Below are 26301 nucleotides of genomic sequence, written 5' to 3' on the forward strand. Positions count from 1 at the left end.
CTCCGTGTCGCATCCGGGGCCCCTGACGGGGCCCATCCCGCCGTGCCGCCGCCCGCGAAGGTCGGGCGGGCATGGCCCCCGTGGCGCAGCGCGCCGCGGCCGAGAGGACGACAGATGTTCGACAACTACTTCCGCAAGGAAATCAACTGGGGCGGCAAGACGCTGGTGCTCGAGACCGGCAAGATCGCCCGCCAGGCCGATGGCGCGGTGATGGCGCGTCTCGGCGACACCATCGTGCTGTGCACCGCCGTCGGCGCGCGGAGCGTGAAGCCCGGCCAGGACTTCTTCCCGCTGACCGTGAACTACCAGGAGAAGGCCTTCGCCGCGGGCAAGATCCCGGGCGGCTTCTTCAAGCGCGAGGGCCGGCCCTCGGAGCACGAGACGCTGGTCTCCCGCCTGATCGACCGGCCGATCCGCCCGCTGTTCCCGGAAGGCTTCCGCAACGAGGTCCAGGTGGTGGCCACCGTGCTGTCGCATGACCTCGAGAACGAGGCCGACATCGTGGCCATGGTGGGCTGCTCGGCGGCGCTGACGCTCTCGGGCATTCCCTTCTTCGGGCCGGTGGGTGCGGCGCGCGTCGGCTACATCAACGGCCAGTACGTGCTGAACCCGACCGCCGAGGAGCGGAAGGCGAGCGTGCTCGACCTCGTGCTCGCCGGCACGGCCGAGGGCGTGCTGATGGTGGAATCCGAGGCGAGCGAACTGACCGAGGAGGTCATGCTCGGCGCCGTTGAGTTCGGCCACCGCTCCTTCCAGCCGGTGATCCAGGCGATCATCGAACTGGCCGAGGTCGCGGCCAAGGACCCCTGGCCGCTGGCCGAGGAGAGCGAGGCGACCAAGGCGCTCAAGGCCCGCATCGCCGAGCTCGGCCGCGCCGAGATGGCGGTGGCCTACACCGAGACGCAGAAGCTCGTGCGCCAGGAGAAGGTCGCCGCGGTCAAGAAGAAGGTGATCGAGGCGCTGGAGGCCGAGGGCGCGGACGTGGCCGCCGCCAAGGGGCTGCTGAAGGAGCTCGAGGCCGACGTCGTCCGCAACAACATCCTCGACACCGGCCGGCGCATCGACGGGCGCGACACGCGCACCGTGCGCCCGATCGTGGCCGAGGTGGGCGTGCTGCCGCGCGCGCATGGCTCGGCGCTGTTCACCCGCGGGGAGACGCAGGCGCTCTGCGTCGCCACCCTCGGCACCGGGCAGGACGAGCAGATCATCGACGCCCTCACGGGCGAATACCGTGAGGACTTCATGCTGCACTACAACTTCCCGCCCTACAGCGTGAACGAGACGGGCCGCATGGGCTCGCCGGGCCGGCGCGAGGTCGGCCACGGCAAGCTCGCCTGGCGCGCCATCCATCCGCTGCTGCCGGAGAAGGAGAAGTTCCCCTACACCATCCGCGTCGTCTCCGAGATCACGGAGTCCAACGGCTCCTCCTCCATGGCCACCGTCTGCGGCACCTCGCTCTCGCTGATGGATGCGGGCGTGCCGCTCAAGCGCCCCTGCGCGGGCATCGCCATGGGGCTGATCAAGGAGGACCGCGGCTTCGCCGTGCTCTCGGACATCCTGGGCGACGAGGACCACCTCGGCGACATGGATTTCAAGGTGGCCGGCACCGAGGCGGGCATCACCAGCCTGCAGATGGACATCAAGATCACGTCCATCACCTTCGAGATCATGAAGATCGCGCTGGAGCAGGCGAAGGAAGGCCGCCTGCACATCCTGGGCGAGATGGCCAAGGGCCTGACCGGCCACCGCACGGACGTGGCGGCGACCGCGCCGCGCATCACCGTCATCACCGTGCCCAAGGACAAGATCCGCGACGTGATCGGCTCGGGCGGCAAGGTGATCCGCGAGATCACCGAGCAGACCGGCACCAAGATCGACATCGAGGACGACGGCACGATCAAGGTGGCGGCGACCAGCACCGAGGCCGCGCAGCGCGCCATCGACTGGATCCGCGGCATCGTCGCCGAGCCCGAGGTGGGCGTGATCTACACCGGCAAGGTGGTCAAGACCGCCGAGTTCGGCGCCTTCGTGAACTTCCTCGGCGCCAAGGACGGGCTCGTGCACATCAGCGAGCTGGCGCAGGAGCGGGTCAACAAGACCACCGATGTCGTCAAGGAAGGCGACGTGGTGAAGGTCAAGGTCCTCGGCTTCGACGACCGCGGCAAGGTGAAGCTGTCCATGCGGGTGGTGGACCAGGCCACCGGGGCGGACATCACCGAGCAGGTCGGCGCGAGGCGCCCCCGCCCCGAGGGCGAGGAGCGCGGCGAGCGCCGGGACCGGGGCGAGCGCGGCGAGCGCCGGGACCGCCGCGACCGGCCCGAGCGCGGCGGCGAGGCCGCCGAATAAACAAGCGAAACGGCGCGCCCGGGGTCCCTGCACAGGCGCCCCGGGCGATGCCATATTCCCGTCATCATGTTCCCGGGGGCGTGCGTCACTTGAAGGCCATCAACGCGATCCGCATGGGCGGGGTCGAGGTCCTGCCGCTGGTCGAGGGCGGCAAGGGCGTGTCCGTCTCGAACGGCGCCTCCTGCGGCGCCTGGGCCGCGTCCGGCGGCGTGGGCACATTCTCGGCCGTCAACGCCGATTCCTACGACGCGGACGGCAAGCCCATCCCGCAGGTCTACCACGGCAAGACCCGCCGGGACCGGCACGAGGAGCTCGTCCGCTACGCGATCGACGGCGCCATCGCCCAGGCCCGGCGCGCCTGGGACATCGCCGGCGGCAAGGGCCGGATCCACGCCAACATCCTGTGGGAGATGGGCGGGGCCGAGCGCGTCGCGCGCGGCATGCTGGAAGGGGCGAAGGGCCTCATCCACGGCATCACCTGCGGCGCGGGCATGCCCTATCGCCTCGCCGACATCGCCCGCGACTACGGCGTGTTCTACTACCCCATCGTCTCCTCGGCGCGCGCCTTCAACGCGCTGTGGAAGCGCGCCTATTCCAAGACGCGCGAATGGCTCGGCGGCGTGGTCTATGAGGACCCGTGGCTGGCCGGCGGGCACAACGGGCTCTCCAACTCCGAGGACCCGAAGGTGCCGGAGCATCCCTATCCCCGCGTCGCCAAGCTGCGCGAGCAGATGCGCGCCTTCGGCCTCGACGACACGCCGATCATCATGGCCGGCGGCGTCTGGTGGCTCGAGGAATGGGAGGACTGGATCGACAACCCCGAGCTCGGCCCCGTCGCCTTCCAGTTCGGTACCCGCCCGCTGGTGACACAGGAGAGCCCGATCTCGGAGGCCTGGAAGCAGAAGCTGCTGACGCTGAAGAAGGGCGACGTGCTGCTGCAGCCCTTCTCGCCGACCGGCTTCTATTCCTCGGCGGTGCGCAACGAGTTCCTGCGCGAGCTCGAGGAACGCAACGAGCGCCAGGTCGCCTACACCGCCGAGCCGGTGGGCGAGCACATCGCGGAATACGGCGTGGGCCCGCGCAAGCGGAAAGTCTATGTCACGCCGCACGACCTCGCGCGCATCAACCACTGGGAGGCGGAAGGCTTCGTCGAGGCGATGCGCACGCCCGACAACACGCTGATCTTCGTGACACCCGAGAAGTCGCGCGAGATCGTGCAGGACCAGATCGACTGCATGGGCTGCCTCTCGCAGTGCCGCTTCAGCAACTGGTCGCAGCACGAGCCCGAGTATTCCACCGGCAAGAAGGCCGATCCGCGCTCCTTCTGCATCCAGAAGACGCTGCAGGACATCAGCCATGACGGCGCGCTGGAGCGCAACCTGATGTTCGCCGGGCACAATGCCTACCGCTTCGGGCAGGATCCGTTCTACTCGAACGGCTTCATCCCGACAGTGAAGCAGCTCGTCGAACGGATCATGACGGGGCGGTAGGCCCGCCCCGCCGCCGGCGCATCAATCCACCCTGGCCCCCGAGGCGCGGATGATGGGCGCGAGGCGCCGTTCCTCGCTCGCGCGGAAATCCGCGATCTGCTCGGGCGTGGTCCACCAGGCGGTCGCCCCCTGGTCGAGGTAGCCGCGCTTCAGCCCCTCATCCTCCAGCGCGCGGCGCGCGAGCGCGGAGATCCGCGCCACCGTCGCGGGCGGGATGCCGGCCGGCCCGCAGAGGCAGGTCCAGGAGGACATGTCGAAGCCCGGCAGCGTCTCGGCGATGGTCGGCGTGTCGGGCACCACCGGGCTGCGCCGGGCCGAGGTGACGCCGAGCGGCCGCACTCGCCCCGCCCGCGCCTGCGCGAGCGCGCCGGGGATGTTGTCGAAGATCATGTGCACCCGGCCCGCCAGGATGTCCGGATAGGCCGCCGCGCTGCCGCGATAGGGCACATGGGTGATGTCCACCCCGGCCATGCTCTTGAACAGCTCGCCCGAGATGTGCAGCGTCGTGCCCGACCCGGCCGAGGCGTAGGAATACCGGCCCGGATTGGCCTTCAGATGGGCGATCAGCTCCGGCACCGTCGTCGCCGGGATGTCGAGGTTGACGACGAGCAGGTTCGGCAGCTGCCACATGCCGGTCACGAAGGTGAAGTCCCGCGCCGCGTCGAAGGGCATGCGGGCATAGAGGGTGGGCGCGATCGCATGGGTCGCGATGCCGCCCAAGCCGAGCGTGTAGCCGTCGGCCGGGGATTGCGCGATGGCCTGGTTGCCGACCAGCCCGGCCGAGCCGGTGCGGTTCTCCACCACGAATTGCTGGCCCGAGATCTCGGCCATCTTCTGGCACAGCAGGCGCGAGAGCGTGTCGGTCGGCCCGCCCGCGGTGTAGGGGTTGATGTAGCGCACCGGCCGCGACGGCCAGGCATCCTGCGCGGCGGCGAGGCGCGGCGCGGCCAGGGCGGCGGCGCCGGCGAGAAGGACATGGCGTCGGGCGACAGGCGGCATGCGGTTCTCCTCCCTTCCGGCCCTGATCCGGCCGGTTCGGCGGCAGCCTAGGCCGGCCGCGGCGCGGCGCGCGAGACAATCCTGCCGGTTTGCCGCCCCCGCCCCCGCGTGCTAACCGCCCCGCGACCGTCCGACGCGCCCGCCGCGTCCGTAGCGAGAGGCCCCGACATGTCCGACCAGCAGACCCCGCCCGCCCCGGGTGCCAATGGCGCCCCGGCCACCGGTCCGGTCGTCCTGAACCTGCAGTTCACCAAGGACCTGTCCTTCGAGGTCCCGAACGCGCCGGAGATCTACCTGACGCTGCGCGAGGCGCCGCGGATCGACATCGCCCTCGATGTGCAGGCGCGCCGCCTGCAGGAGGGGCAGGAGACCTTCGAGATCTCCCTCAACATCCGCGCCGAGGCCAAGACCACGGACAACAAGCCGGCCTTCATCGCCGAGCTGGTCTATTGCGGCATCTTCACGCTGAACGGCGTGCCGGCCGAGATGGTCGAGCCGGTGCTGCTCGTCGAATGCCCGCGCCTGCTCTTCCCCTTCGCGCGCAACATCCTCGCCGACGTGACGCGCGATGGCGGCTTCCCGCCGGTGCTGCTGGCGCCGATCGATTTCGTGCAGCTCTGGCAGACCCGGCGCGGCCAGGCCGCCGCCGCGCCCGTGGCCAATGCCTGACGGAGGCCGGGGCCTTGACGCCGGGACGGCGCGCGACATGTCGGGCGCAGCCATGAAGAAGCGGCGCGTCGCCATCGTCCTGTTCAACCTCGGCGGCCCCGACCGGCCCGAGAGCGTCCGCCCCTTCCTGGTGAACCTCTTCACCGACCCGGCGATCCTGCGCGTGCCGGGCTTCCTGCGCCCGCTGCTCGGCCGGCTGATCGCCTGGCGGCGCACCAGGCCCGCGCTCGAGAACTACGCCGTGCTCGGCGGCCGCTCGCCGCTGCTCGAACTGACCGAGGAGCAGGCGCGCGCGCTGCAGGCCGCGCTCGCGGGCGAGCCGGGCATCGAGGCGCGCTGCTTCATCGCCATGCGCTACTGGCACCCGATGAGCGAGGAGGCCGCCCGCGCCGTGCAGGCCTGGGCGCCGGACGAGGTGCTGCTGCTGCCGCTCTACCCGCAGTATTCCACCACCACCACCGGCAGCAGCATCGCCGCCTGGGAGGAGGCCTGCCGCCGGCTGCGCTTCTCCGCCCCCACCACCACGCTGTGCTGCTGGCATTCGCATGGCGGCTTCGCCGCAGCGACCGCCGCGCTGGTGCGCGAGGCCTACGCCAAGGCGCGCGCCGCGCTGCCCGCCGATGTCGGCCTGCGGGTCCTGTTCTCCGCCCATGGCCTGCCGGAGAGCATCGTCACAGCCGGCGATCCCTACCAGTGGCAGGTGGAGCGGAGCGTCGAGGCGGTGGTGCAGGCGCTGGCGATCGAGGGGCTCGATCACGTCGTCTGCTACCAGTCCCGCGTGACGCCGCAGAAATGGATCGGCCCCTCCACCGAGGAGGAGATCGAGCGCGCCGCGCATGACAAGGTGGCGATCCTGGTCTGCCCGATCGCCTTCGTCTCCGAGCATTCGGAGACGCTGGTCGAGCTCGACGTCGAATACCGCGAGGAGGCCGAGAAGCTCGGCGTGCCCGGCTATTTCCGCGTCCCCGCGCAGAACAGCGACCCGGCCTTCATCGCCGCGCTCGCCGACCTCGCGCGCGCCGCGCTCGGCTCGGGCCGCGCGCTCTGCTCCTTCGCCGGCGCGCGGCAATGCCCGAAGAAGCACGGCGACTGCCCGCATGCCCGCGCCGCCGCCGCCCAGCGCGAGAGCGTGACCGAGCCGGCATGAGCCGCCCGCGCGCGGTCCTCTTCGACTGCGACGGCGTGCTCGCGGATTCCGAGATGGTGGTGAACCGGCTCGTCGCCGAGCAGCTCACCGCCCTCGGCTGGCCCATGAGCGCGGCGGAATCGCGCGAGACCTTCCTCGGCCTCGCCCTGCCCGACATGGTCCCGCGCATCGAGGCGCGCGTCGGCCCGCTGCCGCCGGGCTGGGCGGAGGAGCTCTCGGCGCTGATCGCCCAGGAGATGACGCTGCACACGCCGCCCGTGGAGGGCGCGGTCGAGGCGGTGCGCGCCATCGCCGCGGGCGGGCTCGCGGTGGCGGTGGCCTCGAACTCGGCGCGCGCGGAACTTGCGGCGAAGATGCGCGCGCTCGGCCTCGCGCATGTCTTCGCCGGGCGCGTCTTCTCCTTCGAGGATGTGGAGCGGCCAAAGCCCTGGCCGGACATCTACCTCGCCGCCGCGGCCGCCTGCGACGCGGCGCCGCAGGATTGCGTCGTCGTCGAGGACAGCGTGCCGGGCGTGCGCGCAGGCCGCGCGGCTGGCTCCCGGGTGCTGGGCTATGCGCGGGAGACGCCGGCGGGCGTGCTCGCCGCGCATGGGGCGGAGCCGTTCGGCGCCATGGCGGAACTGCCGGGGCTGCTGGGGCTGTAGAAGGGAACGTCTCCCCCCGGACGCCCCTCAACCTTCCTTGGTCACCGGGACGAACATCGCGCGGATCGCGGCGGGGTCCACGTCCTCGATGCGCGCGGGCTGCCATTTCGGCGCGCCGTCCTTGTCCACCAGCACCGAGCGCACGCCCTCGGCGAAGTCCGGGTGGTCGTTGACGACCACGCGCGTCAGCGCGAGCTCCGTCGCGAGGCAGGCGGCGAGGTCCTGCCGCGCCCCGCGCTGCAGCAGCTCGAGCGAGACGCAGAGCGAGGTGGGCGACATCCGCCGCAGGATCTTGGCCTGGCCCGCCGCCCATTCCGTGCCCTCGGCGTCGAGCGCGGCCAGGATCTCGGGCACGCTTGCGCGCGAGAAGCAGCGGTCGATCGCCGCGCGATGCGGCGCGAAGCCCGCCTCGGGGGGCGCGACCGCGAAGCGCGCCACGGCATCGGCGCCTTCGGCCACCAGCGCGGCGCGCAGCGCGGGCAGGCGCTCGCGCGGGACGAAATGCGTGGCGAGCCCCGCATGCACGGAATCCGCCCCGGTCAGGCGCGCGCCCGTCAGCGCGAGCCAGGTGCCGATCGCGCCGGGCAGGCGCGGCAGCACATAGGAGGTGCCGACATCGGGGAACAGCGCGATCGCCGTCTCCGGCATCGCCACCAGCGCGTGCTCGGTGACGATGCGCGGGCCGTTGTGGACCGCGACCCCGATGCCACCGCCCATGCAGACGCCGTCGATCAGGCTGACCCAGGGCTTGGGGAAGGTCGCGATGCCGGTGTTGACCGCGTATTCCTCGGAGAAGAACGCCTCGACCGCCGCGCGGTCGCCCGCCAGCGCCGCCTCGCGCACCGCGCGCACATCCCCGCCGGCGCAGAAGGCCCGACCGCCCGCGCCTTCCAGCACCACGAGCCGCACCGCCGCATCGTCCTTCCACGCGGCGATGGCATCGGCGAAGGCGCGGATCATCTCGAGCGTCAGCGCGTTCAGCGCCTTGGGGCGGTTCATCAGCAGCGTGCCGGCGATGCCCTCGCGCCTCGCGATCAGTGTGGGTTCGGCGGTCTCGCTCATGGCTCGTGCTCCGGTGGCTCCGGCCGCGGCGTTACCGGCCCGCCCCGCCGTTGACAAGCCGCCCCGGCCGCCGGAGGAAGCCGCATGGCCGAGACGCTGGTGCGCTTCGAGGGCGTGCGGAAGACCTACGGCGCGGGCGGGCCCGCGGCGGTGGCGGGGCTCGACCTCGACATCGCGCGCGGGGAGCTGATGACGCTGCTCGGCCCCTCGGGCTCGGGCAAGACCACCACGCTGATGATGCTCGCCGGCTTCGAGGCGCCGAGCGCGGGGCGCATCCTGCTCGACGGGCGCGACATCGCGCCTCTCCCGCCGCACCGGCGCGGCATCGGCGTGGTGTTCCAGTCCTACGCGCTGTTCCCGCACATGAGCGTGGCGGAGAACGTCGCCTTCCCCCTCTCGGTGCGCGGCGTCCCGCGCGCCGAGCGGCAGGCGCGCGTCGCCCGGGCGCTCGAGATGGTGCGCCTCGGCGGCTTTGGGGAACGCAGGCCGGCGCAGCTCTCGGGCGGCCAGCAGCAGCGCGTGGCGCTGGCCCGCGCCCTGGTGTTCGAGCCCCCGATCGTGCTGCTCGACGAACCGCTCGGCGCGCTCGACAAGGCGCTGCGGGAGGAGATGCAGCTCGAGATCCGCCACCTCCACCAGCGCCTCGGCGTGACGATGATGTACGTGACGCACGACCAGGCCGAGGCGCTGACCCTCGCCGACCGCATTGCGGTGTTCGAGGGCGGGCGCATCCGCCAGGTCGCCGACCCGGCGACGCTCTACAACCGGCCGGCCGATGCCTTCGTCGCCGGCTTCGTCGGCGAGAACAACCTGCTGCCCGGCGAGATCGCGGCGCGCGAGGGCGAGGAGGTCACGGTGCGGCTGCGCTGCGGCCCCGTGGTCGCGGCCCAGGCCGCCGATTGCGGCGGGCCGGGGGAGGCCTGCCTGCTCGCCATCCGGCCCGAGCGCATCGCCGTCGCCGCGGTGACGGCGGCCGAGCTCGGCGCGGGGGCGCTGCCCGCCGTGCTGCGGGAGGCGATCTTCCTCGGCGACCATGTCCGGCTGCGCCTTGCGGTCGGCGATGGCGGAGAGCTGCTGGCCAAGCGGCCCGCCGGCCTCGGACGCCTGCCGGAGCCGGGCGGGCCCGCCGCCATCGCCTGGCCGGAAGGTGCGGCCTTCGCCTTCCGCGACACGCCGCGCAGGGGCTAGTCTCCCGCACCGGGGGAGTGGGTCCAGGAGTCGTCTCGATGAACCGCCGCAGCATCCTCAAGGGCGCAATCGCCGCATCCGTCCTCCCGCTCGCCGCCCGCGCGCAGGGGCGCGACCTGACCGTCGTCTCCTGGGGCGGCGCCTACCAGGACGCGCAGCGCGAGGTGTTCTTCCGCCCCTTCCAGCAGCAGACCCGCACCCGCCTGCTCGAGGAGACATGGGACGGCGGCATCGGCGTGCTGCGCAGCCGCATCGCCTCGGGCGCCAATACCTGGGACATCGTGCAGGTCGAATCCGAGGAACTGCTGATCGGCGCCGAGGAAGGGCTGTTCGAGCCGATGGACTGGGCCGCGATCGGCGGCCGCGACGCCTACATCCCGCAGGCCTTCCACGAATACGGCGTCGGCGCGATCCTCTACTCCTTCATCTTCGCCTATGACCGCGCGCGCATGGCGCAGGGCCCGGCCAACTGGGCCGAGTTCTTCGACACCGCGCGCTTCCCCGGCAAGCGCGGCCTCCGCCGCGGGCCCAAGACGACGCTCGAGATCGCGCTGATGGCCGACGGCGTGGCGCCGGACCGGGTCTATGCGACGCTCGGCACGGCGGCGGGCGTGGACCGCGCCTTCCGCAAGCTCGATTCCATCAAGGGCGAGCTGGCCTGGTGGGAGCGTGGCGCGCAGCCCCCGCAATGGCTCGCCGCGGGGGAGGTGGCGCTGACGGTCGCCTACAACGGCCGCATCGCCGCGGCCAATGCCACCGACAACCGCGACTTCGCGATCGTCTGGACCAACAACCTCTACACGCTCGATTCCTGGGTCATCATGAAGGGCAGCCCGAACCGGGCGCGCGCGCTCGATTTCCTGCGCTTCGCCGGCCAGCCCGAGGTGCAGGCGGGGCTGCCCCCGCGCATCCCCTATGGCGTGACCGCGCGCGGGGCCAATGACCGCCTGCCCGCCGCGCTGCTGCCCAACCTGCCGACGGCGCCGCAGAACCTCGAGAGCGCGCTGCAGATCAGCGACCGCTTCTGGCTCGACAACCTCGACCGTCTGACCCAGCGCTTCAACACCTGGGTCGCGCGCTGAGGGCGCCGGCGGGGGGGCGCGCCATGCCTCTTGCTGCGCCGCAGCAAGACGCGGCATGAAGCCCCCGCAGCAACGGAGGCGCATCATGGCCGAACGCAAGCTCTACTACGTCTGGGGCGGCGTGTTCCTCGATTCCACCTGGCAGGACCTCGAACCCGGCACGGAGGAAAGCCACGGCCCCTTCCACGACGCCGAGACCGCCGAGCGCGTCTGGCGCGACGAGACGCGCCGCCGCGTGGACACCGCCCTGCACCGCCTCTTCGTCGTCGAGGCGCCCCGCCCGCCCGCCCCCGCCTCCCGTTGACGCGCGGCGGGCCGGCGGAGAGAAATCCCGCAAGGCGCCGCGACGGCGCCGCCTGACCCAGGGGAGACGCCCGCCATGATCACCCGCCGCTCGCTCGGCGCCCTCGCCGCGCTGCCGCTGCTGCCCGGCGCCGCTGCCGCACAGGCCTTCCCCGCGCGGGAACTGACCGGGATCATCATGTGGGGCGCGGGCGGCGCGACCGACGTGGTGGCGCGGGCGCTGACGCCGATCGCCGAGCGCGCCCTCGGCCAGTCCATCGTGCTGCAGAACAGGCCGGGCGGCGCGGGCGCCATCTCGGTCCAGGCGGTCGCGACCGCCGCCGCCGACGGCCACACGCTGCTCTACGGCGCCGAGAACCCGCAGCTGCACAAGGTGCTCGGCCTCGGCCAGCGCGACTATGCGGACTTCTTTCCGGTGAACCTCACCGCACGCGGCGTCGCCGTGGTGGTCGCGAACAAGGACAAGCCCTGGGCCTCGATGAAGGACGTGGTGGCCGAGGCGCAGCGCAACCCGGGCCGGCTGCGCATGGGCGCGACCGGCCCCGGCGGCCTGCCGCATGTGGTCGGCGCGATGATCAACACGGTGACGCAGATGCGCGTCATCGCCGTCCCCTTCGACGGCGAGGGCCCGGGCCTGACCGCGCTGCAGGGCGGGCATGTGGACTTCATGCCGGTGGGCCTCGGCGCCGCCGCCGAGCACATCCGCGCCGGCCGCGTGAAGCCGCTCGCGGTGGTCAACACCGAAGCGGTGCCGACCCTGCCCGATGTGCCGCCCATCACCGCCGACCTGCCCGGCATGGCGCGGCTGCTGCCCTGGGGGCCCTTCTACGGCGTGTGGGTGCGGCGCGAGGTGCCCGAGGCCGCGCGCACGCGGCTCGTCGCCGCCTTCCGCGAGGCCGCGTCCAGCGAGGCCTTCACGACGCTGATGCGCAACGCCGGCAACATCATGATGAACATCAGCGGCGAGGAGGCCGACGCCTTCCTCCGCCGCTGGCAGTCCGTCACCGCCTGGACGCTGCAGGAAGCCGGCGCGGCGCGGCGCAGCCCCGAGGAGTTCGGCATCCCCCGCCCGTGACCGCGCGCGCCGCACCGCGCCCGCCCGGCGAGGCCGCCTTCTGCTGGGCGATGGTGCTGCTCGGCGCCTTCGTCACCTGGCAGGGGAGCGCCATCGGCCATTTCGACGGCCCCTCGGCCGCCGGCGTCTTCCCGGTCGCGGCGGGCGGGGCGATGACGCTCGCCGCGCTGGTCGCCGCCATATCGGCGACGCGGCGCGCGGAGCCCGGCCTGGGGCCGGTGCTGCCGCGCGATGTCGCGGCGATCGGCGTGCTGGTGCTGGGCTACATGGCGGGGCTCGAGGCGCTGGGCTTCGTCGCGGCCTCGCTCGCCTTCCTCTTCCTCGCCATCCTCTGGCTGCAGCGCGGGCGGGTGCTGCGCGCGGGCCTTGTCGCGGCCCTGGCGGTGGCGGTGGTGTGGGTGGTGTTCCGGATGGTGTTCCGGGTGGTGCTGCCGCAGGGGTGGGTGTTCGCGTGACGCAGGCGGTCAGGAGCGGGGGGAGAAGGGAACGCCTCCCGGCGGACCCCGCTCAACCTTCTTTGGGACTTCGGGACCGCGCGCCGCGTCCTTCGCCATGACCGACGCCCTCTCCTACTTCCTGCTGTCCTGGACCGACCCCTCGCTGCTCGCGCTGACGGCGGCGGGCACCTTCGCGGGCATCTACATCGGCGCGATTCCCGGGCTTTCGGTGACGATGGCGGTGGCCATCCTCATCTCCTTCACCTTCACCTGGTCGGTGAATCCCGCGCTGGCGCTGATCGCGGGCGTCTACACGGGCGGCGTCTATGGCGGCAGCCGCAGCGCGGTGCTGCTCAACATCCCCGGCGCGCCGGCCGCCATCGCCACCGCGCTCGACGGCTACCCCATGGCGCAGCGCGGAGAGGCCGGGCGCGCCATCGGCCTCGCCACCGTGATGAGCGTGATCGGCGGCTTCATCGGCATCGCGGCCCTCGCGATCGCCGCGCCGGCCATCTCGGACATCGCGCTCGCCGTCGCGCCCAGGGACTATCTGCTGCTCGCGCTGCTCGGCCTGCTGCTGGTGGGCAGCCTCTCGGGCGAATCCTTCGCCAAGGGCCTGTTCTGCGGGGCGCTGGGCGTCGCCCTCGGCCTGGTCGGGCTCGACCAGATGACGGCGGAGCCGCGCTTCACCTTCGGCACCACGGCGCTGATGGGCGGCATCCCCTATGTCGCGGCGATGATCGGCTTCTTCGGCGTCAGCGAGGCGCTGGTCCAGCTCCGCCGCCCCGATCTGCCGCCGATCCGCCAGCAGGTGGAGCGCATCGTCCCGCCCTGGGCCGCGGTGCGCAGGCACGCGCCGCTGACGCTGCGTTCCTCGCTGATCGGCGTGGTGGTGGGCGCGCTGCCCGGCACCGGCGGGGACATCGCCGCGCTGCTCGCCTACGATTCCGCGCGGCGGACGGTGAAGGCGCCCACCCATCCTTTCGGCCAGGGCGCCGAGGAAGGCATCGTCGCGCCCGAATCCGCGAACAACGCCGCGGTGGGCGGCGCCTACATCCCCATGCTCACCCTCGGCATCCCCGGCGACGCGGTGACGGCGGTGATCATCGGCGCGCTCTTCATCCACGGGCTGAAGCCGGGGCCCATGCTGATGGTCGAGACGCCGCACCTGTTCTGGTTCACCGTCGGCAACCTGACGCTCGCCAACATCTTCCTGCTGGTCTTCGGCCTTTCGGGCATCCGCGTCTTCGCGAAGCTGGCCGAAGCGCCGCGCGCGCTGCTCGTGCCGCTGATCCTGGTGCTGTCGGTCGTAGGCACCTTCGCCATCCAGAACAGCGCGACGGATGTGCTGTGGATGCTCGGCTTCGGCGTGTTCGGCTACTTCCTGCGCATCTACGGCTTCGAGGTGGGGCCCGTGGTGCTGGGCATGATCCTCGGCCCGCTGATGGATGCCTCCTATCGCCGGGCGATGATCTCGGCCGCCGATGATCCGCTGGAGTTCGTCATGGGCTTTGGGGAATCCTGGATCTCCGGGGGGCTCGCGGCCTTCTGCATCGCGGTCCTGGCGCAGGCGGGGCTGAAGGCGCTGCGCCGCAAGCGCGGCCGCGCGTAGGATGCAGCCCATGCGCCTGTTCCACGCCCCCGGCTCCCCCTATGCGCGCATCGCCCGCATGGCGGTGATCGAGCTCGGCCTCGAGGATCGCATCGCGGTCGAGGAAGCGACGCTGCGCGACCCCGGTTCCGTGCTGCTTCCCTTCAACCCCGTGGGCCGCGTGCCGACACTGGTGCTGGCGGACGGCACCGCCGTGACGGAGACGACGCCGGTGCTGATGGTGCTCGACAGCCTCGTCGAGCCGCCGCGCCGCCTGCTGCCGGGCGCGGAGGCGCCGCGCGCGCTCGCCGCCTATGGCCGCGTGCTCGGCATGATGGACGGCATCGCCGTCTGGAACCGCGAGCTGCGCCGGCCGGAGCATGAACGTTCGCCCGGCGTCATCGCGCTGGAGCGCGTCCGCGCCGCGCGCATCGCCGATGCGCTGGAACGCGACGTCGCGGGCGGCGGCTACGTGGTGCGGGATGCGGGCTGGCTCGCGCTGGTCGCGCTGCTCGGCTACTGCGAGCGCCGCCACCGCGCCTTCGCCTGGCGCGAGGGGCGGCCCGCGCTCGCGGCCCTGTTCGATACGGCGCAGGCGAGGCCCTGCGTCGCGCGCACCGTGCCGCCCGAGGGCATGGGCGGCACGGCGGCAAGCGGCTGACGGGGCGCGACCCGCCGCGGGTCAGGCCATCGTCCGCCGCCGCGCGACGCCGAGGGCAAGGCCAAGCAGGCCGATGCCGAACAGCCCCAGCGCCGCGGGGGCCGGCACCGGCACGCTGATCGTCAGGTCCTGGCTGCCCACGCGCAGGATCACGCCGGGTTCCGTGCCGGCCGGGCTGATCCAGTTGGCCTGATCGAGATAGGCCATGGCCTGGGTCTTCACCGCGCCGGTGGTGTTGAGCTGGAAGCTGCCGGAGGTGAGGCTGCCGCCGCCGTCATAGGCGACCTCCCACAGCGCGACCTGGAAGGCGGCGGACTTGGTCGCATCGGTCAGCGAATCCGCGAACCAGGTGTTCCACAGCCGGGTGAGGTCGTTCGCGCGCGCGGCGTATTCGGCCGTCTCGGACAGCGTGCCGCGCAGCGTGCCGGCGGTCGGCGTGGCGCCGACATTCAGCAGCTCGTCCGGCTCGAGGCAGTAGGTGAGGAAATCGGTGAAGGGGCCGGTCGGGGAGAAGCCGTACTGCAGCGCGAAGGCGCCGGCGCTGACGCTCTGGTTGTTGCCGTCCACGCGGATCGAGAGGTTCACATAGCCCGGGCCGCCGTTGAAGACGGTGCCGCCATTGCCGTCGCGCACCCAGACGGGTGTCGCCTCGGCGGGCGCCGCGGCGGCGAAGAGGCCCGCGGCGAGCAGCGCGCCGCAGACCGCGTTCCGGAGCAGGGCCTTGGGGGAGGTCATGCGTGTCATGGAGAGGGAGTGCTTCCTTGTGGCCTTTCCACCCGGGCGGGGAGCACGCCGCGGATGGCGGTGCTCCCCGTCACGGGCGATGCGCGAACCGCGCACGGCAAGCCATCAGGCAAGCGCCATGCCGGCGCACAAGCCATTGAAACGAAACGCTAGAAATGGCCTCGTCCGCACACCTGTAACGGCCGCCTACACAACCGATGGTAGGGCGGCTGCCGGCAGGCCCCTGGCCTCAGCGCGGGATGGTGATGCCGCGCGCGCGGATCAGCTTTCCCCACTTGTCCGATTCGGCCGTCCAGTAGGCGTCGAACTCCGCCGGCGTGCTGCCGACCGGCGTGGCGCCCTGGGCGATGATCTGCTGGCGGAAGGGCGGGTCGTTCACCGCCTCGCGCACCGCCTCCGCGAGGAATGCGACGAGCGGGGCGGAGAGGCCGGCCGGCGCCAGCAGCGCCATGTCGGTCGAGGATTCGAATCCCGCCACGCCGGCTTCCTGCAGCGTCGGCACGTCCTCGGCCAGCGGCGAGCGCGTCGCGGTCGAGACGGCGAGCATCTTCAGCGTCCCGGCACGGCGATGCGGCAGCGCGGTGATGGCGTCGATGAAGGACATCCGCGTCTCGCCCGACAGCACGGCCTGGGCGGAGGGCGCGCCGCCGCGATAGGGCACGTGCACCATGGCGAGGTCGGCCGCGGCCATCAGCAGTTCCGTCGCGAGATGGCTTGTCGCGCCGATGCCGGCCGAGGAGAAGGTGACCTGGCCCGGCCGTGCGCGGACATAGGCGAGGAACTCCTGGATCGTGTTCACCGGCACCGATGGATGCACGCAGAGCGCCTGCGCCGTCCGCGCGACGAGGCTGATGCCGGTGAAGGCCGCGCGGTTGTCGTAAGGCAGCGGGGCGATCAGGTGCGGCGCGATGGCGTAGGTGCTGTTCGTCGCGAAAAGCAGCGTGTAGCCGTCCGGCCGCTGCTGCGCGACATGGTTGTGGCCGATCGTCCCCGATGCGCCGGCGCGGTTCTCGACCACGACGCTCTGGCCGAACATCTGCGTGAAGCGCTGGGCGAAGAGCCGCGCCATGGTGTCGGAGGAGCCGCCCGGCGGCCAGGGATTGACCATGATGACCGGCCGCGTCGGCCAGGACTGCGCGCAGGCGAGGCGCAGCGCGGGCAGGGCGAGCGTGGCGCCGAGAAGGGCGCGGCGATGCAGTCTTGTCATTGTGAAACCTCCCTGGGGGGTGGAAGTTCGATGACGAGATTGCGGAAGGCGTCCACCCGCACCTGCGCGCCGGGGGGCACGACGCAGGTGGACTCGCGCTCCTCCACCAGCGCGGGGCCGGCGAAGGCATCGCCGGGCGCCAGCGCGTAGCGGTCATAGACGTCGCAGTCCTGCCAGCCATGGCCTTCGAACAGCGCGCGCCGCCGGCCGCGCGCGGCGTGACGGCCCTCCGCGAGGTTCGCGCCCTTGAGGTCGATGTCGCGCCCCGGCGCCGCGGCGGCGAGGCGCCAGGTCAGCGCCTCCACCGGCAGCTCCTCGAGCGCGCGGCCGAAGCGTTCGCGGTAGGCGTCGAGGAAGGCCTCGCGGATCGCGCCGACATCCGCGGCCGTCGGGCTCATGCCCGGCAGCGGGACCGGGATCTCGAAGCCCTGGCCGACATAGCGCATGTCGGCGGCTGGCCGGAACACGATCGCCGCCGGGTCGGCGCCCGCGCCGGTCAGCAGCGCGCGCGCTTCCTCCGCCATCTCGGCATAGAGCGATGCCACCTTCGCCCAGTCGAGCCGCTCCAGCCGCCCGACCAGGGAGCGCACGAGATCGGTCGCCGGGGGCGCGACCAGGAAGCCGAGCGCGGAGGCCACGCCGGCGCCGAGCGGCACCACCACGCGCCGCATCTTCAGCAGCCGCGCGAGGTCGCAGGCATGCACGGGCCCCGCGCCGCCGAAGGCGATCAGCGTGTAGCGGCGCGGGTCGCGGCCCTTCTCCGCGAGGTGCATGCGCGTGGCCGCAGCCATGGTCTCGTCCACGATGCGGCGGATGCCGAGCGCGGCATCGTCGGGCGTGACGCGCAGCGCCGCCGCCAGGCGATCGGTGACGGCGCGCTTCACCGCATCGAGGTCGAGCGCCATCTCCCCGCCCAGGAAATAGGCCGGATCGAGGCGGCCGAGCACGAGGTCGGAATCCGTCACCGTCGGCTCCGTTCCGCCGCGCCCGTAGCAGATCGGCCCGGGCTTCGCGCCGGCGCTGCGGGGCCCGACCTTCATCAGCCCGGAGCCTTCCTCGACGCGGGCGATGGAGCCCCCGCCGGCGCCGATCTCGATCATGTCCACGACCGAGACCTTCAGCGGCAGGCCGGAGCCCTTCTGGAAGCGGCGCACGCGGCCCGCCTCGAACTCGAACTTGCGGTCTGGCGCGCCGTTCTCGATCAGGCACATCTTCGCGGTGGTGCCGCCCATGTCGTAGGACACGACGTGGTCGAGCCCCGCCTGCCGCGCGAGCCAGGACGCCGCCATGGCCCCTGCCGCCGGGCCGGATTCGATCAGGCGGATCGGGAAGTCCTTCGCCTCCTGCACCGAGGCGATGCCGCCGCCCGAGAGCATGACATAGAGCGCGCCGGTGACGCCGAGCTCCGCCAGCCGCGCTTCCAGCCTGCCGAGGTAGCGCAGCATGCGCGGCTGCGCATAGGCATTGGCGCAGGCGGTCGAGATGCGCTCGAACTCGCGGATCTCGGGCGCCACGGCGGAGGAGAGCGTCAGCGCAATGGCGGGATGCGCGGCGCGGACGATCTCCGCCGCGCGGCGCTCGTGCCGCGGATCGCGCCATGAATGCATGAAGCCGATGGCGATGGCCTCGACGCCTTCGGCGACCAGCGTCGCGGCGTGGCGCGCGACGGCGGCCTCGTCGAGCGGCTTCAGCTCATGGCCATGAACGTCGAGGCGGCCCGGCACCTCCAGCCGCAGCGCGCGCGGCACCAGCGTCGGGGCCGGTTCGAGGAACAGGTCGTAGAGGTCGTAGCGCGTCTCCTTGCCGATCTCGATGGAATCGCGGAAGCCTTCGGTCGTCAGCAGCCCGACCTTGCAGCCGGTGCGCTCGATGATGGTGTTGGTGACGAGCGTCGTGCCGTGCACCACCGAATGCAGCGCGCCCGGCGCAAGCCCCGTCTCGTCCAGCAGCCGCGCGATGCCGGCGACGATGGCCTCGGAGGGGTCGTCGGGCGTGGTCAGGCGCTTGCCGGTGGCGACGAGGTTGCGCGCCGGATCGTGCAGCACGAAGTCGGTGAAGGTGCCGCCGACATCCACGCCAATGCGCGCCGTCCCGCTCATGGCGTCACCCCGTAGTCGCGTGCCGCGCCCTCGGCCGTCACGTAGCCGTTGCGGATATCCTCAGCGAGCGCCGCCGGATCGCGCTCGCGCGGGTCGCCATAGCCGCCGCCGCCGGCATAGTGCATGCGCAGCCGCGCGCCGGGCGGGACGGTGGTGCGCGACTTCGGATGCGGCCGCGTCCCGTCGCCGAGCTCGATCACCGCGGCCCCGCCCGGCAGCCCGCCGAGCACGCCCTGCGCCGGGTGGTCGCGCCGGTCCGAGAGAAGGGAGAGCCGCACCTCCTCCGGCGCGCGCACCTCGATCTCCACCTCCTGGCCCAGGCCGCCGCGGAACTTCCCCGCGCCGCCGGAATCCGGCAGCAGCTGCTTCTTCCACACCACCAGGGGAGCGACGCTCTCATAGGCTTCGATGGAGCCCGCGCCGACATTCGTGGGGAAGGCGGTGGTGGGAAGACCGTCGCGGTGCGGCGCAGCACCCATCCCGCCCGAGGCGAACAGCACCTGCGAGAAGCGGTCGCCCTCGGCGGTCGTGCCGCTGAACAGCGCGCGCATGGTGGGCGCGCCGCCGCATTCGGCGATGATCCTCTCCGGCATGACCGGCGCCAGCGCCTTGTAGATCGCGCCGGCCAGCAGATGCCCGGTGAGCTGCCGCGCTGAACAGGGCGCGGGGAAGCGCGGGTTGAGGATGCTGCCCTCCGGCGCGCTGACCGTGATCGCCTTGTAGGATCCCTCGTTGCGCGGCGTGAAGGGATCGAGCGAGCATTTGATCGGATAGACCGAATAGGCGTGGGTGTAGTTCATCACGCAGTTGATGCCGCGATCCACCTGCCTCGACGTGCCGGCATAGTCGATATGCATCGCATCGCCGCGGATCGTCACCTCGCAGCAGATGCGGGTGATGGCATCGTCGAAGCCATCGGCTTCCAGCACGCTCCGCCAGGTGCCGTCGGGCAGGGCCCTGATGGCGGCGCGCATCGCCGCATCCGCCCTGGCGCTGAGCGCGGAGGACAGGCCCTGCAGGTCGGGCAGCCCGGCATCGGCCAGGAACTCCGCCACGCCGCGCGCGCAGACCTGGTTGGCGACGACCTGCGCCTCGAGGTCGCCCATGGTCTGGCGCGGAAGGCGGACATTGGCGAGCAGCACCTCGGCCAGCGCCTCGTTCCGCACCCCCTCGCGATAGAGGTGCATCGGCGGGATGCGGATGCCTTCCTCGAACAGCTCGCGGCAATCGGCCGACCACAGCGAGCCGCCGACATCCGGCGAATGGGCGATCGAGCCCGCGAAGCCGACCAGCGCGCCGCGATGGAAGACCGGCGTCACAGCCGTGAAATCCGGCAGGTGCCCGGTGGCGAGCCACGGATCGTTGGTGATGACGCAATCCCCCGGCCGCCAGGTCTCGGCGGGGAAGCGGCGCAGGAACGCCTTGGTCGTCACCGGCAGGATGCAGGAGAAGGAGGCGATGCCGCCGGTGTTCTCCGACACGCTGTCGCCGTTGCGGTCCATCAGCACGGTGGCGAAGTCATTGGATTCGCGCACGATGGTGGAGAAGGCGGTCCGCAGCAGGCCGGTCGCGGCCTCGTCGGCGATGGAGATCAGCCGCGACCAGTGGATCTCGAGGCTGATGGGATCGAAGGGGCCGGGCGCGCTCATGCGGGTGTATGGTTCTCCCGCGCGGTCCCGGGCGCAAGGGCTGAAGTGCCGGCGGCAGCCCCTGATGGCGGGCGCCGCCGGTTCGTCCGTGACGATGCGCGGCGCCGCCCGAAGGCGCCGCGCGCCGGCTCAGCCCTGGCCCGCCATGCGCGCCACCGTCGCCGCGAGGGCCTTGTCCAGCACCTCGATCAGCGTGTCGCATTCTGAGCGGGTGATGATGAGTGGCGGCGACAGCACGATGGTGTTGGAATGCCGCGCCCCGCCGCCCGAGCGCCCGACGATCACGCCATTCGCCTTGCAGAAATCCACCACGCCCTGCACCAGCGCGCCGTCGAGCTGGGTCCTGCTCTCGCGGTCCGTCACCAGCTCGATGCCGATCAGCAGCCCCTTGCCGCGCACGTCGCCGGTGATGGCGTGGCGGAACAGCCTCTCGCGCAGGCCCTCGATCAGGTGGGCGCCCATGGTGGCGGAACGGTCGGCGAGCTTCTCCTCGAGCATGATCTCGATGTTGCGCACCGCGACCGCCGCGGCCGCCGGATGTCCGCCATAGGTGTTCACCTGCATCACCTGGCGTGCCTCCGCGACCTCCCCGAGGAAGCTGTTGAAGACCGAATCCTTCACCACCGTCGCGGCGATCGGCAGGTAGGCCGAGACGATGCCCTTCGCCACCGCCATGATGTCCGGGCTGATGCCGTAGTGCTGGTGGCCGAACATCTTCCCGGTGCGGCCGAAGCCGTTGATCACCTCGTCCACATGCAGCAGCACGTCGTACTTGCGGCAGATGGCCTCGACCATCGGCAGGTACTCGTCGGGCGGCACGGCGACGCCGACGCCGGACATGATCGGCTCGACGATCACCTCGGCGACCGTCTGCGGGCCTTCGCCGAGGATGGTGGTCTCGATCGCCTTGGCGCAGGCCACCTTGCAGGAGGGGTATTCGAGCCCGAGCGGGCAGCGGTAGCAGGTCGGCGCGGGAACATGGATGAACTCGCCCGCGAAGGGCTCGAACTTCATCTTGCGCTCGCCCATGCCGCCGGCCGCGAGCGTGGCGAGCGTGGTGCCGTGATAGGCGTAGTAGCGCGCGATGGTCTTGAAGCGGAACTGGCCGGGGAACTCGTGCTTGGCGTATTGCCGCGCGACCTTGAAGCCCGCCTCGTTCGCCTCGGAGCCCGAGTTGACGAAGTAGGTGTGGTAGCCGCCGCCCATCAGCGCGTTGATCTGCTCGGCCAGGCGCGCGGCGGGCAGGTTCATCGCCGTGTGCGGGTAGTAGGCCACCTGCTCCATCTGCTCGGCGGCGATCTGCGCGAGCTCGGTGCGGCCATAGCCGATGTTCACGCACCACAGGCCGGCCATGGCGTCGAGATAGGTGGAGCCGTCCGCGTCCACGATGGTCGAGCCCTGCGCGCCGGTGACCACGAGCTGCGACTTCTCGAGCGCGCGGTGCTGCACGATCGGGTGCATCACGTTCTGCAGGTCCTGCGCGACGACGCGCGCGCGCGCCTCGGGATCGGGCTGGTTGGTCAGGGACATGGCTTCACCTCGCGGCGGCTGGGGCGGTCATGGTCGCGCGGGCGGGGCGGCAAGGGAAGGCCCTTGCTCGTGCGCCCACGCCTTGCCGCCGCGCGGCGGGCACCGCAGGATCGGCCGCGCAACCGCGCGCGGTGATGGCGATGGAACGGCGGCGACTGGGGCGCAGCGGCATCATGGTCTCGGTGCTCGGCTACGGCTGCGGCGCGATCGGCGGGCTGATGGTGAGGGGCACGCAGGCCGAGCAGGAGCGCGCCATCGCCCGCGCCATCGAGGCCGGCGTGACCTATTTCGACACCGCCGCCGCCTACGGCGACGGCGCATCGGAGCGCAATCTCGGCCGCGCGCTGAAGGCGCTGCGGGCGGAGGCGACCATCGGCACCAAGGTCCGCATCCGCGGCGAGCAGCGCACCGGCATCGCGGGCGCGATCGCGGCTTCGGTGGAGGCGAGCCTCGCGCGCCTCGGCCGCGAGGCGGTGGACATCCTGCATCTGCACGAGCCCATCACCCTCGCGGGCGAGGCGCCGGCCTTCACGCCCGAGCGCATCCTCGACGAGGCCGTGCCCGCCCTGCATCGCCTGCGGCAGCAGGGCAAGGCGCGCTTCGTCGGCATCACCGGCCTGGGCGATGCGCCCGCGCTGCGCCGGGTGCTGGAGGAAGCGGACTTCGCCTCCGCGCAGATGCCCTACAACCTGCTCAACCCCTCGGGCATCGCGCCGCTGCCGCCGGGGAGTGGCATGCCCGACCTCGGCGGCTGCATCCGCCACGCGGCGGCGGCGGATGTGGGCGTGATGGCGATCCGCGTCCTCGCCGGCGGCGCGCTGTCGGGCAGCGAGGCGCGCGGACCGCTCGGCGTGCCGCAGGTGGCGCCCATCGCCTCGGGCGCGAGCTACGCCGCGGACGTGGCGGCGGCGCGGCGCTTCCTGCCGCTCATCGAGGCGGGATATGCCGCCGATCTGGTGGAACTGGCGCTGCGCTTCGCGGCGATGCCGGCGGAGATCGCGACCGTGCTGGTGGGCACGGGCAGCGTCGAGGAGTTCGACCACGCCGCCGCCGCCATCGCAAAGGGGCCGCTGCCGGCCGAGGCGCTGGCGATGATCGAGACGCTGCGCGGCAGTTGAGCCTCCCACGGTCAGGGCAGGGGGGCGGAGCCCGGTCCGGCGCCGCCTGCGCGCCCGTCCCCGGATCGCCCGCACAGGCGCTCCGGGCCGGCGCTCGCGGAACCGGCGCGGTCGCGGCCCGTCCCGCCCGTCTGCGGAACGGGCGGAGGGCACCCGCCCCGAGGGGGTGGAAGCCCCCCCGCCGCCCATGCTTGATTGCGCCCGCACCGACAGCAGGAGTGGAGCCCATGGCCGCGCGCGACCGCGACGACGATGAGGATTTCGACCTCGGCATCAGCCTGGAGGCCGTCGCCGCCATCGTGGACGCCGCTCGCGCCGTGCAGGAAGGCGAGGAAAGCGGCCGCCTGGCGCGCGAGGAGGAGGACGAGGAAGGCCTCGACGCCGAGGACGAGGAGAACATGGACGAGGATGCCCTGCGCGCCTTCATCGCCGACCTCAACGAGGATGAGCAGGCCTCCCTCATCGCCCTCGCCTGGATCGGCCGCGGCGACTATTCCGGCGAGGAGTGGGAGGAGGCGCGCGCGCTCGCGAAGGAGCGCAACACGCGCGACACCGCGGAATACCTGCTCGGCATCGACATGCTGGGCGACATGATCGAGGAGGGCCTGTCCGAGCTCGGCCTCTCGCTCGAGGATGCCGACGGGTCGTGAGGCGGCTCGCCATCCTGCTGCTGCCGGTCGCGTTGGCGGCCTGCTCGGCGCGCGATTCCGCGCTGGCCGAGGACGGGCGCGAACGCCTGGTCGGCCTGCGCGCGGACGACCTGCGCCTGTGCGCGGGCGTGCCCAACCTGACCGCCACCTCGCCGGGCGGGGAGTTCTGGACCTATGACCGCACGCCGCCCGCCGCGGGCGTCTCGGCGCCGGTGCCGGTGATCGGCGGCTCGCTCAGCGTCGCCGCGGGCTCGACCTGCCGCGTCACCTTCCAGCTCGTGGACGGCAGGGTCACGCGCATCGGCTATTCGGCGGAGTCGGCGCTGCCGCTCTCGCAGAACGCCGCCTGCGCGCCGGTGGTGCAGGGCTGCCTGCGCCTCGTGGACCAGGGCGCCGTCAGGCGGGAATGACGCCGGCCGGCAGGTTTGCGATCTCGCGGATCAGCTTGCGCTTCACCGCCATGCCGAAGCTTTCGAAATCCTCGGCCACGATCATGAAGGCGCCGGTCCCGCCGATCACGTTCTCCCGGTAGTAGTCGTCGAGCGGCACCGGCGGCAGCCGCCCGAAGGTCGGGCGGTCGTTGATGATCGGCAGGCCGTTGATGGTGATGCCCTCGGCCACCGCGGCGTCGCGCTCGGTGTCGGCCGGCGGGCCGGAATTGTTCACCCCGTCGCCCGAGACGTCGATGACCTTGCGCGTGGAATCCCAGGGGCATTCCGCCATCACCGCGCGGGAATGGCGGATGGCGCCCGAGATCGAGGTCCAGGACAGGGAGGCGCGCGGCGCGGCCTCGAGTTCCGCCGCCCAGGCATCGGCCTGCTGCTGGCCGGCGATGCGCCGCCACGGGATCACCGTGCGCTGATACTCGATGCCCGCCCATTCGACATAGGCGATGGCGACCGCGCCGATCATGCCGCCGCGGATCGCCGCCACCACCACGGGGTCCGAGACGGCGAGGCGATAGCCCTCGCGCTGCAGTCGCGCCTCGTCCTCGTCGATCGAGCGCGACACATCCACGGCGAGGACGAGGGCGACATCCACCGCCTCCTCGGCACGGGCTGGGCGGATCGCGGGCAGGGCCGCGGCACCGACCGCGGACAGCAGCATCCGGCGACGCATGCGGACCTCCTCGGCTCGAGGAGGCAAAGTGCCGCGCGGCGGCGCGGCGATTCAACCATTCCGTGCAGGCGGTTACAAAACGGCCGCAGCCTCACAGCGCGGCGAGGACGACGCCCGCGACGCGCCGCGCATCCGCCTCGCTCATGTAGGGGTGCATGGGCAGCGACAACACGCGGTGGCAGAGCGATTCGCTGACCGGCAGCGGCGCCGGCCCGCCCGCGATCGCGCCCGCGTGGTGCGCGGCATAGGCCGGCTGGTGGTGCAGCGGCTTGGGGTAGTAGATGCCCGAGCCGATCCCCTCGGCCGCGAGCGCCTGCTGCACGCGCGCCCGCGCGGCCGCATCCGGCAGGCGGATGGTATAGAGGCCGTAGGCATTCTCCGCCCCCGGCTGCGCGACCTGCACGCCGACGCGGCCGGCCAATGCGGCGTCATAGGCCGCCCCGATGCGCCGCCGCTGCGCGAGCTCGCCCTCGAACAGCCCCATCTTCGCGCACAGGATGGTCGCCTGGATGGTGTCGAGCCGCCCGTTCATGCCGGTGCGCTCCACCTCGTAGCGCGTACGCCCCTCGCCATGGGTGCGCAGCGAGCGGTAGAGCTCGGCGCGCGCCGCATCGTCGGTCAGCAGCGCGCCGCCGTCGCCATAGGCCCCGAGCGTCTTGGTCGGGTAGAAGGACAGCGCCGCGGCATCGCCCCAGCGGCCCAGCCGCTTGCCGTCCAGCGCGGCGCCGAAGGCCTGCGCCGCGTCGTCGAGCGCGAACATCCCCTCCCGCGCGCAGATCGCCTCGATCGCCGGCCAGTCCGCGGGCAGGCCGAAGAGGTCCACGCCCACCACCGCGCGCGGGCGCAGCCGCCCGTCCTTGCGCACCGCCGCAATGCGCGCCTCGAGGTCGGCGATGGCGATGTTGAAGCTCTCCTCCTCTACATCCACGAAGACCGGCGTGGCGCCGAGCACCAGCGGGACCTCGGCGGTGGCGGTGTAGGTGAAGGCGGGCAGGAACACCGCATCCCCCGGCCCGATCCCCTCGGCCATCATCGCGATCTGCAGCGCGTCGGTGCCCGAAGAGACGCCGACCGCATGCGCGCAGCCCGCGAAGACGGCGAGACGCTCCTCGATCTCGGCCACTTCCGGGCCGTTGATGAAGCGGCCGGAATCCAGCACGGCGGCGATGCGGCGGTCGAGCTCGGGCCGGATCAGCGCCTGCTGGGCCTTCACGTCGAACAGCGCGATGGGGGTGGTCATGGGGTGGCGGGGCCTCGTGGTGCGGAACGCGGCGCCGTCATAGACCCGCCCGCCGCGTCGCGCGAAATCACCGATCGTGTCCTTGTGCAACGCAGCATGCGCGCACTGCGCCAGGAACGATGGTCTCTGGAACAGGACATCCGCCCTGATGGTGCCCTAGGCCGCGTGGACAAACCTGATCCACAGTCGGATGGAGGCGAGTGTCGCGAAGCCGAGGAAGCTCTCGGCGGTCTGGTCGTAGCGGGTAGCGA

24 protein-coding genes are annotated in these 26301 nt (G+C 72.2%); 15 read left to right on the forward strand and 9 right to left on the reverse strand.

Features of this window, described 5'->3' with window-relative positions; genetic code table 11:
* Positions 1-114 precede the first annotated feature (114 nt).
* Both pnp and FHS88_RS17915 read left to right on the forward strand, forming a co-directional pair.
* Positions 115-2346 (forward strand): polyribonucleotide nucleotidyltransferase, encoded by a 2232-nt coding sequence (pnp, locus tag FHS88_RS17910; RefSeq protein WP_184486846.1) that lies wholly within the window; start codon positions 115-117, stop codon positions 2344-2346.
* An 89-nt stretch (positions 2347-2435) separates the two neighbouring features.
* Positions 2436-3836 carry an NAD(P)H-dependent flavin oxidoreductase gene (locus FHS88_RS17915; RefSeq protein WP_184486872.1) on the forward strand — a complete coding sequence of 467 codons (1401 nt, stop codon included), beginning with the start codon at positions 2436-2438 and terminating at the stop codon, positions 3834-3836.
* A 21-nt stretch (positions 3837-3857) separates the two neighbouring features.
* Here FHS88_RS17915 and FHS88_RS17920 read toward each other — a convergent pair whose 3' ends face one another.
* Complete coding sequence (locus tag FHS88_RS17920) at positions 3858-4835, reverse strand: Bug family tripartite tricarboxylate transporter substrate binding protein (protein WP_184486847.1); 978 nt, start codon at positions 4833-4835, stop codon at positions 3858-3860.
* 168 nt (positions 4836-5003) lie between these two features.
* On the opposite strand from FHS88_RS17920, the gene secB reads away from it, so the two are divergent.
* From secB to FHS88_RS17935, 3 genes are read left to right on the forward strand one after another with little or no spacing between them, the layout of a single operon-like run.
* A complete protein-coding gene (gene secB, locus FHS88_RS17925; RefSeq protein WP_184486848.1) occupies positions 5004-5504 on the forward strand; it encodes a protein-export chaperone SecB in 501 nt (166 codons plus the stop codon).
* A gap of 37 nt (positions 5505-5541) precedes the next feature.
* Positions 5542-6651 carry a ferrochelatase gene (gene hemH / locus FHS88_RS17930; protein WP_184486849.1) on the forward strand — a complete coding sequence of 370 codons (1110 nt, stop codon included), beginning with the start codon at positions 5542-5544 and terminating at the stop codon, positions 6649-6651.
* The gene (locus FHS88_RS17935; RefSeq protein WP_184486850.1) at positions 6648-7295 is read left to right on the forward strand and encodes an HAD family hydrolase; all 648 of its coding nucleotides are present in this window, start codon (positions 6648-6650) and stop codon (positions 7293-7295) included. The genes hemH and FHS88_RS17935 overlap by 4 nt, the downstream gene beginning before the upstream one ends.
* A gap of 27 nt (positions 7296-7322) precedes the next feature.
* Here the strand turns inward: FHS88_RS17935 and FHS88_RS17940 are convergent, their stop codons facing one another.
* Complete coding sequence (locus FHS88_RS17940; protein WP_184486851.1) at positions 7323-8357, reverse strand: enoyl-CoA hydratase/isomerase family protein; 1035 nt, start codon at positions 8355-8357, stop codon at positions 7323-7325.
* Positions 8358-8441: 84 nt separating this feature from the next.
* Between FHS88_RS17940 and FHS88_RS17945 the strand changes: the two genes are divergently transcribed.
* The 7 genes from FHS88_RS17945 to FHS88_RS17975 all read left to right on the forward strand — a co-directional run bounded on the left by FHS88_RS17945 (position 8442) and on the right by FHS88_RS17975 (position 14694).
* A complete protein-coding gene (locus tag FHS88_RS17945) occupies positions 8442-9545 on the forward strand; it encodes an ABC transporter ATP-binding protein (RefSeq protein WP_184486852.1) in 1104 nt (367 codons plus the stop codon).
* Between the two features lie 38 nt (positions 9546-9583).
* Positions 9584-10627, forward strand: coding sequence for an ABC transporter substrate-binding protein (locus FHS88_RS17950; RefSeq protein ID WP_184486853.1), 1044 nt, complete (start codon positions 9584-9586; stop codon positions 10625-10627).
* An 85-nt stretch (positions 10628-10712) separates the two neighbouring features.
* Positions 10713-10931, forward strand: a complete 219-nt coding sequence (locus FHS88_RS17955; protein ID WP_184486854.1) for a DUF4170 domain-containing protein — start codon at positions 10713-10715, stop codon at positions 10929-10931.
* A 75-nt stretch (positions 10932-11006) separates the two neighbouring features.
* Positions 11007-12005 (forward strand): tripartite tricarboxylate transporter substrate binding protein, encoded by a 999-nt coding sequence (locus FHS88_RS17960; RefSeq protein ID WP_184486855.1) that lies wholly within the window; start codon positions 11007-11009, stop codon positions 12003-12005.
* Positions 12002-12460 carry a tripartite tricarboxylate transporter TctB family protein gene (locus FHS88_RS17965; protein ID WP_184486856.1) on the forward strand — a complete coding sequence of 153 codons (459 nt, stop codon included), beginning with the start codon at positions 12002-12004 and terminating at the stop codon, positions 12458-12460. The genes FHS88_RS17960 and FHS88_RS17965 overlap by 4 nt, the downstream gene beginning before the upstream one ends.
* Before the next feature lie 97 nt (positions 12461-12557).
* Positions 12558-14054 (forward strand): tripartite tricarboxylate transporter permease, encoded by a 1497-nt coding sequence (locus FHS88_RS17970; RefSeq protein ID WP_184486857.1) that lies wholly within the window; start codon positions 12558-12560, stop codon positions 14052-14054.
* Between the two features lie 10 nt (positions 14055-14064).
* Positions 14065-14694: a glutathione S-transferase family protein gene (locus tag FHS88_RS17975; RefSeq protein WP_184486858.1), complete on the forward strand. Its 630-nt coding sequence runs from the start codon at positions 14065-14067 to the stop codon at positions 14692-14694.
* A 21-nt stretch (positions 14695-14715) separates the two neighbouring features.
* Here the strand turns inward: FHS88_RS17975 and FHS88_RS17980 are convergent, their stop codons facing one another.
* From FHS88_RS17980 to FHS88_RS18000, 5 genes are all read right to left on the reverse strand, one after another.
* A complete protein-coding gene (locus tag FHS88_RS17980) occupies positions 14716-15438 on the reverse strand; it encodes a hypothetical protein (protein ID WP_184486859.1) in 723 nt (240 codons plus the stop codon).
* Between the two features lie 229 nt (positions 15439-15667).
* Positions 15668-16645 carry a Bug family tripartite tricarboxylate transporter substrate binding protein gene (locus FHS88_RS17985; RefSeq protein WP_184486860.1) on the reverse strand — a complete coding sequence of 326 codons (978 nt, stop codon included), beginning with the start codon at positions 16643-16645 and terminating at the stop codon, positions 15668-15670.
* Positions 16642-18744, reverse strand: a complete 2103-nt coding sequence (locus tag FHS88_RS17990) for a hydantoinase/oxoprolinase family protein (protein WP_184486861.1) — start codon at positions 18742-18744, stop codon at positions 16642-16644. The genes FHS88_RS17985 and FHS88_RS17990 overlap by 4 nt, the downstream gene beginning before the upstream one ends.
* Positions 18741-20393: a hydantoinase B/oxoprolinase family protein gene (locus FHS88_RS17995; RefSeq protein WP_184486862.1), complete on the reverse strand. Its 1653-nt coding sequence runs from the start codon at positions 20391-20393 to the stop codon at positions 18741-18743. The genes FHS88_RS17990 and FHS88_RS17995 overlap by 4 nt, the downstream gene beginning before the upstream one ends.
* Positions 20394-20522: 129 nt before the next feature.
* Positions 20523-21923 carry an aminotransferase gene (locus FHS88_RS18000; RefSeq protein WP_184486863.1) on the reverse strand — a complete coding sequence of 467 codons (1401 nt, stop codon included), beginning with the start codon at positions 21921-21923 and terminating at the stop codon, positions 20523-20525.
* 140 nt (positions 21924-22063) lie between these two features.
* On the opposite strand from FHS88_RS18000, the gene FHS88_RS18005 reads away from it, so the two are divergent.
* The 3 genes from FHS88_RS18005 to FHS88_RS18015 all read left to right on the forward strand — a co-directional run bounded on the left by FHS88_RS18005 (position 22064) and on the right by FHS88_RS18015 (position 24101).
* A complete protein-coding gene (locus tag FHS88_RS18005; protein ID WP_184486864.1) occupies positions 22064-23041 on the forward strand; it encodes an aldo/keto reductase in 978 nt (325 codons plus the stop codon).
* Positions 23042-23268: 227 nt separating this feature from the next.
* Positions 23269-23691 carry a DUF3775 domain-containing protein gene (locus FHS88_RS18010; RefSeq protein ID WP_184486865.1) on the forward strand — a complete coding sequence of 141 codons (423 nt, stop codon included), beginning with the start codon at positions 23269-23271 and terminating at the stop codon, positions 23689-23691.
* Positions 23688-24101: a hypothetical protein gene (locus tag FHS88_RS18015; RefSeq protein WP_184486866.1), complete on the forward strand. Its 414-nt coding sequence runs from the start codon at positions 23688-23690 to the stop codon at positions 24099-24101. Before FHS88_RS18010 ends, FHS88_RS18015 begins: the two co-directional genes overlap by 4 nt.
* Here the strand turns inward: FHS88_RS18015 and FHS88_RS18020 are convergent.
* Together FHS88_RS18020 and FHS88_RS18025 are read right to left on the reverse strand one after the other, a co-directional pair.
* Complete coding sequence (locus FHS88_RS18020) at positions 24088-24810, reverse strand: DUF1194 domain-containing protein (protein ID WP_184486867.1); 723 nt, start codon at positions 24808-24810, stop codon at positions 24088-24090. The two genes, FHS88_RS18015 and FHS88_RS18020, sit on opposite strands and share 14 nt — an antisense overlap.
* Positions 24811-24901: 91 nt before the next feature.
* The gene (locus FHS88_RS18025) at positions 24902-26050 is read right to left on the reverse strand and encodes a DegT/DnrJ/EryC1/StrS family aminotransferase (protein WP_184486868.1); all 1149 of its coding nucleotides are present in this window, start codon (positions 26048-26050) and stop codon (positions 24902-24904) included.
* Positions 26051-26301 lie beyond the last annotated feature (251 nt).

It is taken from the genome of Neoroseomonas alkaliterrae (genome assembly GCF_014199195.1).
GTDB classification, from domain to species: domain Bacteria; phylum Pseudomonadota; class Alphaproteobacteria; order Acetobacterales; family Acetobacteraceae; genus Neoroseomonas; species Neoroseomonas alkaliterrae.